Consider the following 14,852-nt stretch of genomic DNA (forward strand, 5'->3'; position numbering starts at 1 on the left):
ATGGATTTGGCCTTACAACCGGATGCGACGGCACAAGCTACGGACGCAGCCCCTCGCAGCGTCACTGTCTTGGGGGCGACGGGGTCTGTCGGCTGCAACACGGTCGATATTCTGGCCCGTCATCCAGGGGCATTTCAGGCTGAGGTTCTGACCGCGCACCGCAATGTGGACCTTCTGGTGGAGCAGGCCTTGCGCCTGGGCGCCAAACGGGCAGTGATCGGCGATGACAGTAAATACGCCGCCCTGAAATCAGCCCTGGCGGGCACGTCGGTCGAGGCTGCCGCCGGTGCTGAAGCCATTTCCGAAGCCGGTGATCAGCCGACCGATATCGTGGTCGCGGCAATCGTCGGGGCGGCAGGTCTGCCCCCGGTGCTCAAGGCGGTTCGGCGGGGGGCGACCGTGGCCTTCGCCAACAAGGAATGCCTGGTGTCCGCCGGTGATTTGATGGTGCGCGAGGTCGAGGCCTCTGGCGCCACGCTGCTGCCGGTCGATTCCGAGCACAGCGCGATCTTTCAGGTTTTCGATTTCGATCAACCGGACAAGGTCCGGCGCATCGTGCTGACGGCGTCGGGCGGGCCGTTCCGCACCAAGCCGCGCGATGAATTGGCCGCCGTCACCCCGGCCCAGGCCGTTGCCCATCCCAATTGGGATATGGGGGCCAAGATTTCCGTCGACAGCGCCACCATGATGAACAAAGGGTTGGAACTGATCGAGGCCTTCCACCTGTTCCCGGTGCCGGAAGATCGGATCGAGATTCTGGTGCATCCCCAGTCGGTTATCCACTCCATGGTCGATTATGTCGACGGCTCCGTGTTGGCGCAGTTGGGCACGCCCGATATGCGCACGCCCATCGCCTTTGCCCTGGCTTGGCCGAAGCGGGTGGAAACCCCGGCCGCGCGCTTGGCGCTTGAAGACATCGGGACTTTGACCTTCGAGGCACCCGATCCCGTGCGTTTTCCGGCGTTGCGTCTGGCGCGCGAGGCATTGCGGGCAGGCAACAGCGCGCCTACCTTACTGAATGCCGCCAACGAAGTCGCGGTGGCCTGGTTCCTGGAAAAGGGGCTGGGCTTTCTCAAGATCACGGAGGTTGTCGAACAGGTGCTGGAACGGGTGACCGCCCGACCGCTCGGCTCTCTCGACGACGTCTTCGCCGCAGACGCCGAAGCCCGCCGCGCCGCAGAGGAAATTGCTTCGAAATCAGTTGGTTAATTCCCAATTTTCGGGTATTTCACCGGCATGGGTTTCCGACAGGCCTGAAATAAGGACCCCACATGAATATCGTCGACTTCGCCTTCAATTACGTCGTGGTTTTCCTGATCGTGCTGACGATCCTGGTGTTCGTCCACGAATGGGGCCACTACTGGATCGCGCGCCGCTGCGGGGTAAGGGTCGAGGTGTTTTCCATCGGCTTCGGGCCGGAAATCTTCGGTTGGACCGATAAGCATGACACCCGTTGGAAAATCAGCGCCATTCCGCTTGGCGGCTACGTCAAGATGTTCGGCGAAGCCGACATGGGCTGGGAGGAAGAGGAAGAGTCCGAGCCCCTGCCGGCCGAAGAGAAGGCGGTGTCGTTCCATCACAAGAAGCTGTGGCAGCGCTCGGCCATCGTCGCCGGCGGGCCGCTCGCCAATTTCATTTTCGCCGCCGTTCTGGTGGCGCTTCTGGCCGGGATTGTCGGCACGGCGCGGCCGCTGGCCGCCGTCGGCGAGGTGCAGCCGGGCAGCGCCGCCGAATTGGCGCAGCTGCTGCCGGGTGACCGCATCACCGCCATCGACGGACAGCCGATCAAATGGTTCGAGGATCTGCGCCAGACAGTTTCCGCGCAACCGGGCGTGACGTTGCGCATGGACGTTGTGCGCGGCGCTGAAACCCTGACCTTGACCGTCACCCCTCAATCCCATTCCGTCGAAGGACAAGCGGCGCCGATCGGCCTGCTCGGTGTGCGGTTCGATCCCCAGGCGGTCGAATACGAGCGCCAGGGGCCGGTCGAAGCGGTTTCCACGGGGGTCGGATATACGGTGCAAATGGTGACCCGCATCTTCGGCGTGCTCGGCGAGATGATTACCGGTGATCGTTCGGCGGAAGAACTGGGCGGGCCGTTGCGCATCGCTCAGCTTTCCGGCGATATCGCACAGCTTGGCTTCAAGGAACTGGTCATGTTCATGGCCGCGCTGTCGGTCAACCTGGGCCTCATCAACCTGTTTCCGATCCCGGTTTTGGATGGCGGGCGGTTGGTGTTTTACGCGGCGGAAGGGTTGCGAGGGCGGCCGGTGGCGCCCAAGATCGAGGAATACGGCATGCGCCTGGGCTTGGCGCTTGTACTGTTTCTGGTCGTGTTCGTGACATGGAATGATATAACCCAGATGCCATGGGACCGCGTCGTCACATGGTTCAAGGGGTTAATTTAACGGATTGCCAATGATTTAGGCTCATAAAGGCGTACACCTGGGGCCTTGGCATGTACGTTCGGGGGAAGAAATTGGAGCGCCTATCACGTCTCCTTCTTGGTTTTGCGCTGACTGCCGTCATCTGGGCGGCGGCTGCGGATGCATCGGCGCAGGGCCGCGACACGATCAGCGAAATCGTTGTCGAGGGGGCCCAGCGTATCGAGCCGGGCACCATTCGGTCCTATCTTCTGATTAAAGAAGGTGAGGCCGCTGATCCTGTTCGCATCAACCGTTCCCTGAAAAGCCTGTTCGCGACCGGCCTGTTTGCCGACGTCACCATGCGTCAGGACGGCACGCGGCTGATCGTCAACGTGGTCGAAAACCCGATCATCAACCGCGTCGCCTTCGAAGGGAACAAGAAGGTTGAGGATTCGACGTTGGAGGGCGAAGTCACGCTGCGCCCCCGCGTCATCTTCACCCGTGCCAAGGTTCAAACCGATCTGCAGCGCATTCTGGCCGTCTACCGTTCGACCGGCCGGTTCGGCGCGACGGTGGAACCCAAGGTCATCCGTCTGCCGCAGAACCGCATTGATCTGGTGTTTGAAATCAACGAAGGGGAGCCGACCAAGGTCGCCCGTATTTCTTTCATCGGCAACGAGTTCTTTGACGATGACGATCTGCGCGAGAACGTTCAGACACGGGAGTCCGTGTGGTACCGATTCCTGTCGAGCGACGATACCTACGATCCCGACCGCCTGACCCTCGATCGCGAACTTCTGCGCCGCTTCTATCTGCGCAACGGGTTCGCCGATTTCCGCGTGCAGTCCGCCGTTGCCGAGCTGACCCGCGACCGCAAGAATTTCTTCATTACCTTCAGTGTCCAGGAAGGAAAGCGGTACCGCTTCGGCAAGGTCGATGTGGTCACCACCATCCGTAATCTTGATGTCGAGTCTCTTCGCAAGGTCGTCGACATTGATTCCGGCGATTGGTACGACGCAAGCGAGGTCGATAAGACCATCGATTCCATCACCGAAGCGGTCGGCGAGAAGGGGTTTGCCTTCGTAGAAGTGCGCCCGCGCCTGGATCGTGACCGCGATAAGCGGACGATCGATGTGGTCTTCGAGGTCAACGAAGGGCCGCGCGTGTTCGTTGAACGCATCAACATCGTCGGCAATGCGCGCACACAGGACGACGTGATCCGCCGCGAGTTCCGTCTGGTTGAAGGCGATGCCTTCAATGCGGCCAAGCTGCGCCGGTCGCGCACCCGCATCCAGAACCTGGATTTCTTCGAAACCGTAGAAATGGAGCCGGTTCCCGGCAGCGCCCCCGATAAGGCGGTCATTAACGTGACCGTGACGGAAAAATCGACGGGTTCAATCTCCATCGGCGCCGGGTTCTCGACCGATCAGGGCGTGCTTGGTGATTTCGGGCTGCGCGAGCGTAACCTGCTCGGCACAGGCCGGGATCTATCGCTGCGCTTCATCCTGGCCGCGCGGCGCAGCGAAATCGACTTGAAGTTCACGGAACCGTTCTTCCTGAACCGCGATATTGCGGCCGGTTTCGACGTCTTCCGTATCACCGAGGATCTGCAGGATTACGGTTCCTTCGATAAGAAACGGACGGGCTTCCGGTTGCGCGCCGGCTACCATATCACCGAACTGTTGACCCAGAACTGGGCCTATGAACTACGGCAAGAATCCATCCTGGATGTCGATTCCGGCGCGTCACTGGTGGTTCAGGATGCGGCGGGAACCAACTTTTTCTCGTCCGTCGAACACGGCATCACTTACGATAAACGCGATAACCGCCTGACACCGACCAAGGGCTATTTCGCCAAACTTGCGACCAACCTCTCGGGTCTTGGCGGCGATATCTACAGCGTGAAGAACGTCGCGTCTGGCGCCTATCACTGGACGCCTAGCGAAGGCTTCCTTCTCACCCTTGGCGGCAGGGCGGGTATTGTCTACGCATTGCAGGATGACGTCGTATTGTCCGAGCGGTTCTTTGTCGGCGGTCGCGACCTACGCGGATTTTCCGTCGGCGGTGTCGGGCCGCGCGATATTACGACGGATGACTCGCTGGGGGGTGAATGGATGTATTCCGGTACGCTGGAGCTTGGCTTCCCCCTGGGCCTGCCGGCTGAATTGGGTGTCGCCGGCCGCGTGTTCACCGATATCGGTAGCGCCGGGGAGATCGCGACCACCCGCACCGGGATCGAGGATACGGGCTCGCTCCGTGCTTCCATCGGCTTCGGTGTAACCTGGAAATCGCCGTTCGGCCCCCTCGGTCTCGACCTCGGCATTCCGGTGGTCAAGGAATCGTTTGATGAAACCGAGCTTGTCCGCGTGAACTTCGGCACGCGATTTTAGGAGGTTCTTTTGTATTACGTTACCAAGTCCGTTGTTTGGCGCGGCATGATGCTGGCTTTGTGCCTTGCCATTCCCGCCGCCGCCCAAGCCCAGCAGGAATCCAAGACCGGCCAGGCAGCGACGGCAGAGGATATCAACGCGCGCGCCGCCAAGGTGGCCGTGCTGGATGTACAACGCATCCTGCGCGAAGCGAAGGCGATGAAGAACATCCGCGACCAGGTGTCCCAGCTGCGCAAAAGCTATCAGGAAGAGATCGAGAAGATGCAGGGCGACCTGCGTACGGCCAACGAAGAACTGCGCCGCAAGCGCACCATCCTGTCGCCCGACGCCTTTGACGAGGAACGCCGCAAGTTCGATCAGAAAGTGGCCGAGGTCCAGCGACTGGTGCAGTCACGCAATCAGCAGCTCGACCGCGCCAACGCCGAGGCCGTCATCGAAGTCCAAAAGGTCTATAACGCCATTGTTCTCGAACTGGCGAACGAGCGGTCTTACGGCCTGATCTTCCGTAAAAGCGCGACCATCGTCGTTCATCCGCCCATTGAAGTGACGCCGGAAGTGCTGGCCCGTCTCGACAAGCGTCTGCCGGCGGTCAAAGTCACGCCGCCGCAAAAATAGACGCCGATGGCCGACCCCCGATTTTTCACGAGGGCCGGGCCCTTCACCCTGAGACAACTGGCGGAGGCCACGGGGGCAACCTTGGGGCCCGATACGTCTGGCGATCTGTCGATTGTTGACGTCATGCCGTTGTCCTCGGCGGGCGAGGGGCACCTGAGCTTTATCGACAACCGCAAGTATCTGGATGCGTTCCGCACAGCCAAGGCATCCGCCATTCTGGCGGTCCCCAGCCTCGCGGACCAGGCGCCGAAAGGTGCCGCTCTATTGTTGAGCGACGATCCCTACCGTGCCTTCGCCCTGGCGGCGGCGCACTTCTACCCGCGCCCACCGATTGAACCCGGCATCCATCCGCGGGCCCATGTTGCCGACGGCGCGGAAATTTCGCCGGAAAGCCGCATCGACGCCGGCGCCGTGGTCCAGGACGGTGCCGTGATTGGTGCGGGAACCGTGATCGGCCCGGGCGCCGTGGTTGAGCACGGCGTTACAATCGGCGCGGATTGTGCCATTGGGGCCGGGGTCACGTTGCAGTATTGCCTTATCGGGGACCGTGTCATCATCCATCCGGGCGTGCGCGTCGGCCAGGACGGGTTCGGCTTCGCGCCGGGGGCTGCGGGCCATCTGAAGGTGCCGCAACTGGGCCGGGTCATCATTGAATCGGATGTCGAGATCGGCGCCAATACGACCATCGACCGGGGGGCAGGGCCCGACACGGTGATCGGCGCCGGCACGAAGATCGACAATCTGGTGCAGATCGCCCACAACGTACGGATCGGGCGGGGCTGCATCCTCGTCAGCTTCGTCGGTATTTCTGGCAGTACCCATATCGACGATTTTGTTATTATCGGCGGCCAGGTCGGTATCGCAGGCCATTTGTCGGTCGGCAAAGGCGTGCGCATCGCGGCCCAAAGCGGGGTCATGCGCGACGTTCCGCCGGGAGCGACCATCGGCGGTTCGCCCGCCAAGGACAGGCGCGAATGGATGAAGGAATTGGCGACATTGTCCAAGTTGGCCAAGAAGAAAGGAGACTAGGGGAGATGGATTCCGAGGCAAGCACGGAAACCATGGAAATTGATATCAACCGGATCATGGAAATGATTCCGCATCGGTATCCGTTTCTTCTCATCGACAAGGTGATCGATGCGATCCCGGGCACGAGCGGCACGGGCATCAAGAACGTGACCATCAACGAACCCTTCTTCCAAGGCCATTTCCCAGGCCATCCGATCATGCCGGGTGTGCTGATCGTCGAGGCCATGGCGCAGACGGCGGGCGTTCTGGTCATGGCCGGACTGACCGATGCCAAGGATGCCTTGGTCTACTTCATGACAGTGGACAGCGCCCGGTTCCGCAAGCCCGTGGTGCCCGGCGACTGCGTGCATATCCACGTCGAATGCATCCAGAACCGGGGCGACGTGTGGAAATTCAAAGGCAAGGCCGTCGCTGACGGCGTCACCAAGGCGGAGGCCGTATTTGCGGCCATGATCGTGAGACAAAAATGACCGACATTCACGCGATGGCGCAGGTCCATCCGGACGCCGAGATCGGCAGTGGGGTCACGGTCGGCCCGTTCTGTGTTGTCGGGCCTGATGCAGTGCTTGAGGACGGTGTCGAACTGCTGTCCCACGTCGTCGTCGAGGGACACACACGGGTCGGTGCCCATAGCCGAGTGTTCCCCTTTGCCTCCCTGGGGCACGCGCCCCAGGACCTGAAATTCAAGGGCGAGGTTTCGCGCCTGGTGATCGGTGCCAACACGATCATCCGTGAACACGTGACCATGAACCCGGGCACCGAAGGCGGTGGCCTGGAAACCAAAGTCGGGAACAACTGTCTGTTCATGGTCGGCGCTCATGTCGCCCATGACTGCCAGGTTTCTGACAACGTGATCCTGGTCAACAACGCCACCCTGGCGGGACACGTGTCGATCGAGGAATGGGCCATCGTCGGCGGTCTGTCGGCTGTCCATCAATTCGTGCGCATCGGCCGTCATGCCATGATCGGCGGTATGACGGGTGTGACCCAGGATGTGATTCCCTATGGTTCCGTCACCGGCAACCGGGCCAAACTTGAAGGTTTGAACCTGGTTGGTCTCAAGCGCCGCAGTTTCGATCGCGAAACGATCCACGCTCTGCGCCAGGCTTACCGCCTGATTTTTGCCCAGGAAGGCACCATGGCCGAACGCCTGGACGATGTTGCAAACCTGTTCGGCGACAACCAGCCGGTCATGGAAATTGTCGAGTTCATTCGCTCCGATTCCTCGCGCTCCATCTGCCAGCCCCTGGTGGAGGATGCGGCCTAGCTTGCCCCGGCTTGGGATCATCGCGGGCGGAGGCCTGCTGCCCGAGATTCTCGTGCAACGTTGCCATGCCGCCGGCCGGCCCGTGTTCGTTGCCGCGCTGAAAGGGCAGGGGGATGCTGGCCGGTTTTCCGGCACCGAGGTCGAGACATTCCGACTGGGTGCCGTTGGCGGCATCATCAAACGCCTGAAATCCTTGGATATCACCGATATCGTGCTATCCGGCGCCGTGCAGCGGCCCCGTGCCGCCGACCTGATCCCGGATTTGTGGTCGGCCCGATTTCTGGCCCGCACCAAGGCCCTGGGCCGGGGCGATGATGGGCTGTTGACCGCCATCTTGACCGCCCTTGAGGATCAGGAAGGATTCCGGGTTCTGGCGCCCCATGATCTGGCGCCGGATCTGCTGACTCCCGCCGGAACGTTGGGCGTACAGGCGTTGTCGCGGGAAATGGCGCGGGACCTTGCCGCCGGAATTTCCGGCGCCCGCGCCCATGGCCGCCGCGACGCCGGTCAGGCGGTGATTGCCGCGGGCGGCCGTGTGGTGGCCTGGGAAGGCCCGCAAGGTACCGAAGCCATGATCGCGGCTGCTGGGCTCGAGGCACGGGGCGGCATCCTCGTGAAGGCTATGAAACCGGGGCAGGAGCCGCGCGTGGACCTGCCGGCTGTCGGCCCCGACACCGTGGATCAGGCCGTGGCGGCAGGCCTACACGGGATTTCCGTCGAGGCCGGGCGGTCGCTGATCCTGGACCGCGACGAGATGATCCGCCGGGCCGATGCCGCCGGTTTGGCCGTTCATGGCTTCACGGACGCGGATACGGACGGAGGAGCAGTATGACGATGTCTGATGCCCCCCTGGTCTATCTGATTGCCGGTGAGGCGTCCGGTGATGCCCTGGGGGCATCGTTGATGGCGGCGCTGAAGATCCGTCTTGGCGGTGCTGTCCGGTTCGCAGGCGTCGGCGGCCCTTTGATGGCAGACGAAGGCCTCGACAGCCTGTTCCCCATGGATGACCTGGCCGTCATGGGGCTGGCCGAAGTCGTGCCGCGCTTGCCGAGGTTATTGACGCGCATGGCGGAGACCCGCGCCGATGTTTTGGCCAAGAACCCGGCCGTTCTGGTGACCATTGATGCCCCGGACTTCTGTTTCCGGGTGGCGAAGAAGATCAAGGCTCTCAGGCCGGGCCTGCCCATCGTGCATTACGTGGCCCCCACGGTCTGGGCCTGGCGCCCCAAGAGAGCCAAGGCCGTGGCCCGCTTCCTCGATCACATGCTCTGCCTTTATCCGTTCGAGCCGCCTTATTTCACGCGCGAGGGTCTGGCCGCGACCTTCATCGGCCATCCCATCGCCCTGTCCATAGGGGCGCAGCCGGGCGCTGATGACCGCGCCGACGATTTCCGTGCCCGCCACGCCGTCGCCGCCGATGCGCAGGTTCTGGCCGTGTTGCCGGGATCGCGCGGCGGCGAGTTGGACCGTCTGCTGCCCGTGTTCGGCGAGACCCTGACTCGTTTGTGGGCCGGCGGCTGGCGCGGGCGCGTGGTCGTGCCGACCCTGACCCGTCACGAAGACCGGATCATGGCGGCCGTGCAGGACTGGCCGGGCAATCCCCTGGTGGTTGCCGGGAATGATGAAAAATGGCGGGCCTTCGCCGCCGCCGACACGGCGCTCGCGGCCTCGGGCACGGTGACCCTGGAACTGGCCGCTGCCGGCGTACCGACCGTGATCGCCTACAAGGTGTCCGGTGTCACCGCCGCCATTGCCCGGCGCCTGATCCGGACCCCCCATGCCGGGCTGGTCAGCATTCTGCTGGGTGAAGAGGTCATGCCCGAATTCATCCAGGACGATTGCACGGCGGACCGGTTGACTCCGGCCCTACAGGCCTTGCTTGGCGACGAGGCGGCCCGCGCCACGCAGCGCGGCCATTTCAAGCAGGCCATGGCCATGTTGCAGGGCCCTGCCGACGGCCCGGCCGCAGCGGCGGCCGAGGTGGTTGCCGGCGTCATCGGCCGGGCATAGCAAAAGGGCCGCCCCTGTGGGACGGCCCTTCACTCATTTCAAACCGGAAGCGGCTTAGCGCTTGTCGATCGGCACATACGGCCGTTCGGTGTAACCGGTATAGAGCTGACGCGGACGGCCGATCTTCTGGCTCGGATCCTCGACCATCTCGTTCCACTGGGCAACCCAGCCGACCGTGCGGGCGACGGCGAACAGCACGGTGAACATACTGGTCGGGATGCCCATGGCCTTGAAGATGATGCCCGAATAGAAATCGACGTTGGGGAACAGCTTACGGCTGACGAAATATTCGTCTTCCAGGGCGATGCGTTCCAGTTCCATGGCCAGGTCGAGCAGCGGCTCGTCCTTGATGCCCAATTCCTCAAGAACTTCGTGACAGGAATCACGCATGACGTTGGCCCGCGGGTCCATGTTCTTGTAGACGCGGTGGCCGAAGCCCATGAGCCGGAACGGATCGTCCTTGTCTTTGGCCTTCTTGATGTACTCGTTGATGTTGTCCTTGTGGCCGATCTCGCCGAGCATGGTCAAAACGGCCTCGTTGGCGCCGCCGTGGGCGGGGCCCCAGAGGGACGCGATCCCGGCCGAGATGCAGGCGAAGGGATTGGCCCCGGAGGAGCCGGCCAGACGCACGGTCGAGGTCGAGGCGTTCTGTTCGTGATCGGCATGGAGCGTCAGGATGCGGTCCATGGCGCGCGACAGCACGGGGCTGACTTTGTATTCCTCGCAGGGCGTCGCATACATCATGTGCAGGAAGTTTTCCGCGAAGCTCAGCTCGTTGCGGGGATAGATGAACGGCTGACCAAGGGCGTATTTATAGGCCCAGGCGGCGATCGTCGGCATCTTGGCGATCAGACGGTAGGACGCGATCATCCGATGGTGCGGATCGTTGATGTCGGTCGAATCGTGATAGAATGCCGACAAGGCACCAACCACGCCGCACATCACCGCCATCGGGTGGGCGTCGCGGCGGAACCCGCGGAAGAAGTTGGCGATCTGCTCGTGCAGCATCGTGTGATAGGTGATGTCTTTCTCGAACTTGCCCTTCTGCTGACCTGTCGGCAGTTCGCCGTAGAGCAGCAGATAGCAGACTTCCATGAAGTCGGAATGTTCGGCCAGGTCCTGGATCGGAATGCCGCGATACAGCAGGATGCCCGCGTCACCATCGATGTAGGTGATCTTGGACTCGCAACTGCCGGTCGATGTGAAACCCGGATCGTAGGTAAAGCAATCCGTTTCCGCGTAGAGCTTACGCACGTCGATGACGGAGGGGCCGACGCTGGCGTCCATGACCGGCAATTCATAGGCTTTGCCGTCACGGTTGTCCGTCAGGGTGAAGGTGGCGTTCTTGCCGTGGCTGGTGTCACTCATACGTGTCCCTCCTTATGGGCGGCGGAGACAGGGGTCTCCGGTTCGTCTCGGCGCGCATGCCGCGGGGTGTAGCGGTTCTAACGCGTCCGTCCGGGGTTAAAGGCCGGCCAGGGCGTCGTCGAGACGCCCCAAAGTTTCCTCACGGCCCAATACATCCATGATTTCGAATACGCTCGGCGAAACCGTGCTGCCCGTGAGGGCGGCGCGGACAGGCTGTGCGACGGCACCGAGCTTAAGGCCGCCGGCTTCTCCGAATCCTTTGGCGGCGGCCATCAGGGCTTCGTCGCGCCAGGTTTCGGTGGCATCCAGGACGGGGCGCAGATCACGAAGCAGGGCTACTCCGTCCGCACCCAGTTGCTGTTGCGCTTTTTCCGTTTTGGGGATGGGGCGTTGAAGGGCGTAAAAAATAGCGTTTTCAGATAGTTCTGAAATTGTCTTCGCGCGTTCCTTCAAACCAGTCATGCCTTTAAATAGCCGATCCTGAGCCTCTTTAGCAAGTCTTCCTGGATAGGCGGTCTGTAAACGTTCCATGACAAGGTCAGTCAGCCGGGCGTTATCGGCCTCGCGAATGTAATGGCCGTTCAGGCTGGTCAGCTTGGTGACGTCGAACCGGGCCGCCGATTTGCCGACGTTTTCCAGCCCAAACCATTCGATCGCCTGATCCGTGGAAATGATCTCGTCGTCGCCGTGGCTCCAACCCAGGCGCAACAGATAGTTGCGCAGCGCTTCGGGCAGGAAGCCGTCGTCGCGGTAGGCTTCGACACCCAGGGCGCCATGACGCTTGGACAGCTTGGCGCCGTCCGGACCATGGATCAGCGGAATATGGGCGAAGGTCGGCGTGTCCCAGCCCAGTGCCAGATACAGTTGTGTCTGCCGGAAGGCGTTGGTCAGGTGGTCGTCGCCGCGGATCACATGGGTGATGCCCATGTCGTGGTCGTCAACGACGACGGCGAGCATATAGGTCGGCGTGCCGTCGGCGCGCAGCAGCACCATGTCGTCCAGTTGCGCATTGGCCACGGTAACCCGGCCCTGCACCAGATCGTCGATCACCGTTTCGCCCTCGAGCGGCGCCTTCATGCGGATCACCGGATCGACGCCGGCGGGGGCCTCAGACGGGTCGCGGTCACGCCACGTGCCGTCATACATGCGCTGACGGCCTTCCTTGCGCGCGGTTTCGCGCATGGCGGTCAGTTCCTCCGGCGAGCAATAGCACTTATAGGCCTTGCCTTCGGCCAGCAGGCGTTCGGCGGCGGCACGGTGCGTATCCGCCCGTTCGAACTGGGAAATCGGATCGCCATCCCAATCCAGGCCGAGCCATTCCAGCCCGGCATAGATGGCATCGACCGCCGCCTGGGTCGAACGGGCGCGGTCCGTGTCTTCGATCCGAAGATAGAACTTGCCGCCGGCGCCGTGACGCTGGTGATGCTTGGCAAATAACCAATTGTACAAGGCCGTGCGCGCGCCGCCGATGTGCAGATAACCAGTGGGAGAAGGGGCGAAGCGGGTCACGACCGTCATGGCTGTCTTTTTATCCTTTTAGATCCCTGAACGCGGGACTTTAACGGGGGGCGCCGGAGGGATAGCATACTTTCTGTGCGGGCGCAGCATTCCTTGTACCGGCACGAAACCCGGGGATGGACAGGCGTGGGGGCGCCGAGGGTGATATGTCCCTAAGGCATTGGTTCCAAAGTGAGTTGGCCGCGACAGCAGCAGCCAACAGGGGGCGCTGGCCGTTTGCCCTGCCGGTCGGCATGGGGATCGGCATCGGCGCCTATTTCCAGATGCCGGAGGAGCCCCTCTGGTTCGCCGGGCCACTGGTTCTTGTCGGCGCGGTCCTGGCGGCGGTTCTGCTGCGCCGATCAGGCGGCGCACCGTTCCTTATTGCCTTGGTTCTGGCCTTCGTGGCGCTCGGTTTCGCCGCCGCCTCGCTGCGCACGCAAAGCCTGGACGGGCGGCTCCTGACCCATGAGACACCCACCACGGTGATCGAAGGCCGGATCGTCGAATTCGAGCCCTTTCACCAGGGATCGCGGGTGATTTTGGACCGGGTCCGCATCGCGGCACTGGGGCCGCCGGAAACGCCGGAGCGTGTGCGTCTCCGCCTGCGGGGCCATCAACCGGCGCTCAAGGCCGGGGACTGGGTGCGCGTTCGCGGCCGCCTGTCAGCGCCGTCACCGCCCTTGATGCCGGGAGGCTTCGACTTTCAACGCCATGCCTATTTCACGGGGATCGGTGCCGTCGGTTTTTCCATGGGGGCGGCGCGGGTGCTGGAAGGGCCACCGCCCGGGCCGTTCGACTGGCGGATTCACCTGTCGAACCTGCGGGTCCGCCTGGCCATGCGGGTGACCACCGCCGTTCCGGGCGACGCGGGGGCGGTTGCGGCGGCATTGATCACCGGTTACCGGTCGCTGATTCCGGAAGCTGTCCTGAACGCCTTTCGCGATGCCGGGCTGGCTCATCTTTTGGCCATTTCCGGGCTGCACATCGGTTTGGCGGCGGGGATCGTGTTCTTCGGCGCCAGGCGGGTTCTCAGCCTTTATCAGCCATTTGCCCAGCGCTTTCCGGTCAAGAAGGCGGCGGCGCTTCTGGCCCTTCTCGCGGCCTTCGGCTATGCCTTGATGGCCGGCGCCACGGTGCCGACCCAGCGGGCCTTCCTGATCGCCGCCATGGTGCTGGTCGCCGTCATGGTCGACCGGCGGGGCATATCGCTGCGCATGCTGGCCTGGGGGGCGACGGTGGTGCTGCTGATCCAGCCAGAAAGTCTGCTCGGCCCCAGTTTCCAGATGTCCTTCGCCGCCGCCATCGCCTTGGTCGCAGCCTATGAGGCCGCCACGGAACGGGGGATCTGGCGACACGACGGCGACCGGTCCCGCTGGGCAGGGCGAGGTATCGCCCTTTACGTGGCGGGGGTGTCCTTCACCACCCTAGTCGCCAGCATGGCGACGGCGCCCTTCGTGCTATACCACTTCAATCAGGTCGCCAAGTTCGGGTTGCTGGCCAATCTGGTCGCCGTGCCGATAACAGCGCTTTGGGTCATGCCCGCGGCCATGCTGTCGTTCCTGTTACTGCCGTTCGGCTGGGAAAAGCTGGCGCTCATCCCCATGGGCTGGGGCACGGAGCAGGTGATCCGCGCCGCCGACTGGGTCGCGGGCCTGCCCGAGGCGACGGAAATCCTGCCCTCGGCCCCGGCCTGGGCGTTGACCGGCTTGGCGTTGGGTGGATTGTGGCTCTGTGTTTTGCGCGGACGGCTGCGTTTGGCCGGTCTGGCCGGGATCGCCCTGTTCGCCGCCGCCAATGCCCGGGTGGTGCCGCCGGACCTCATCGTTTCGGCCGCCGGCGACCTGGCCGCCGTGCGGGGCGAAGATGGGTATCTGTTTTCTTCCCTGCGCCACGGGCGGTTCACCCGGGAAAACTGGCTGGAACACGCAGGGTATCGCGCAGACGAAGCCACCCAATGGACGCGTGACGGAGGATATGGCCGTCTCCAGAGGGACGGTCTTCGCTGTGACGGTGTCGGCTGCGTTTTGACCCGCGCCGGCTGGCGGGTGGTTCTCGCCGAAACCCGCGGCGCCCTGGCCGAGGATTGCGGTCGCGCCGATCTGGTGATCGCCCTGATTCCGGCCAAGCGAGCCTGCGACGGCACGGGGGCGCGGGTGATCGATCTGTTCGACCTCAAGGCCAAGGGTGCGCATAGCATCACCCTGGGCCAGGCGATCGAGGTTCAGACGGTCAACGACGGTCGCGGCAGGCGGCCCTGGGTGGTGCGTCAGGTGCGGAAACACTGAGAAAGAGTGTGTCGGAGCGTGT

At 63.1% G+C, this 14,852-nt stretch carries 12 protein-coding genes; 10 read left to right on the top strand and 2 right to left on the bottom strand.

The genetic code is table 11. The features are described 5' to 3' along the window. From KFF05_08650 to lpxB, 9 genes are all read left to right on the top strand, one after another. On the top strand, positions 1–1,209 hold the full coding sequence (locus KFF05_08650) for a 1-deoxy-D-xylulose-5-phosphate reductoisomerase (protein UTW53387.1): 1,209 nt from the start codon (positions 1–3) through the stop codon (positions 1,207–1,209). 62 nt (positions 1,210–1,271) lie between these two features. Continuing rightward, a complete protein-coding gene (rseP, locus tag KFF05_08655; GenBank protein ID UTW53388.1) occupies positions 1,272–2,408 on the top strand; it encodes an RIP metalloprotease RseP in 1,137 nt (378 codons plus the stop codon). Positions 2,409–2,458: 50 nt separating this feature from the next. Next, positions 2,459–4,756 (top strand): outer membrane protein assembly factor BamA, encoded by a 2,298-nt coding sequence (gene bamA / locus KFF05_08660; protein ID UTW53389.1) that lies wholly within the window; start codon positions 2,459–2,461, stop codon positions 4,754–4,756. A 9-nt stretch (positions 4,757–4,765) separates the two neighbouring features. Beyond that, positions 4,766–5,371, top strand: a complete 606-nt coding sequence (locus KFF05_08665; protein ID UTW53390.1) for an OmpH family outer membrane protein — start codon at positions 4,766–4,768, stop codon at positions 5,369–5,371. 6 nt (positions 5,372–5,377) lie between these two features. Beyond that, on the top strand, positions 5,378–6,400 hold the full coding sequence (gene lpxD, locus KFF05_08670; protein UTW53391.1) for a UDP-3-O-(3-hydroxymyristoyl)glucosamine N-acyltransferase: 1,023 nt from the start codon (positions 5,378–5,380) through the stop codon (positions 6,398–6,400). A gap of 5 nt (positions 6,401–6,405) precedes the next feature. Continuing rightward, entirely contained in the window at positions 6,406–6,870 is a 465-nt protein-coding gene (fabZ, locus tag KFF05_08675; GenBank protein UTW53392.1) for a 3-hydroxyacyl-ACP dehydratase FabZ, read from the top strand. Next, positions 6,867–7,667: an acyl-ACP--UDP-N-acetylglucosamine O-acyltransferase gene (gene lpxA, locus KFF05_08680; protein UTW53393.1), complete on the top strand. Its 801-nt coding sequence runs from the start codon at positions 6,867–6,869 to the stop codon at positions 7,665–7,667. Before fabZ ends, lpxA begins: the two co-directional genes overlap by 4 nt. A 1-nt stretch (position 7,668) precedes the next feature. Beyond that, positions 7,669–8,499 (top strand): UDP-2,3-diacylglucosamine diphosphatase LpxI, encoded by an 831-nt coding sequence (gene lpxI, locus KFF05_08685; GenBank protein UTW53394.1) that lies wholly within the window; start codon positions 7,669–7,671, stop codon positions 8,497–8,499. 2 nt (positions 8,500–8,501) lie between these two features. Then, positions 8,502–9,677, top strand: a complete 1,176-nt coding sequence (gene lpxB / locus KFF05_08690) for a lipid-A-disaccharide synthase (protein UTW53395.1) — start codon at positions 8,502–8,504, stop codon at positions 9,675–9,677. A 54-nt stretch (positions 9,678–9,731) separates the two neighbouring features. Here the strand turns inward: lpxB and gltA are convergent, their stop codons facing one another. Both gltA and KFF05_08700 read right to left on the bottom strand, forming a co-directional pair. Continuing rightward, complete coding sequence (gene gltA, locus KFF05_08695; protein UTW53396.1) at positions 9,732–11,045, bottom strand: citrate (Si)-synthase; 1,314 nt, start codon at positions 11,043–11,045, stop codon at positions 9,732–9,734. A 96-nt stretch (positions 11,046–11,141) separates the two neighbouring features. Next, on the bottom strand, positions 11,142–12,563 hold the full coding sequence (locus tag KFF05_08700; protein ID UTW53397.1) for a glutamate--tRNA ligase: 1,422 nt from the start codon (positions 12,561–12,563) through the stop codon (positions 11,142–11,144). A gap of 146 nt (positions 12,564–12,709) precedes the next feature. On the opposite strand from KFF05_08700, the gene KFF05_08705 reads away from it, so the two are divergent. Next, positions 12,710–14,830, top strand: a complete 2,121-nt coding sequence (locus KFF05_08705; GenBank protein ID UTW53398.1) for a ComEC family competence protein — start codon at positions 12,710–12,712, stop codon at positions 14,828–14,830. The last annotated feature ends 22 nt before the right edge of the window (positions 14,831–14,852 follow it).

This window comes from bacterium SCSIO 12827 (assembly GCA_024397995.1).
GTDB lineage: Bacteria > Pseudomonadota > Alphaproteobacteria > Rhodospirillales > Casp-alpha2 > UBA1479.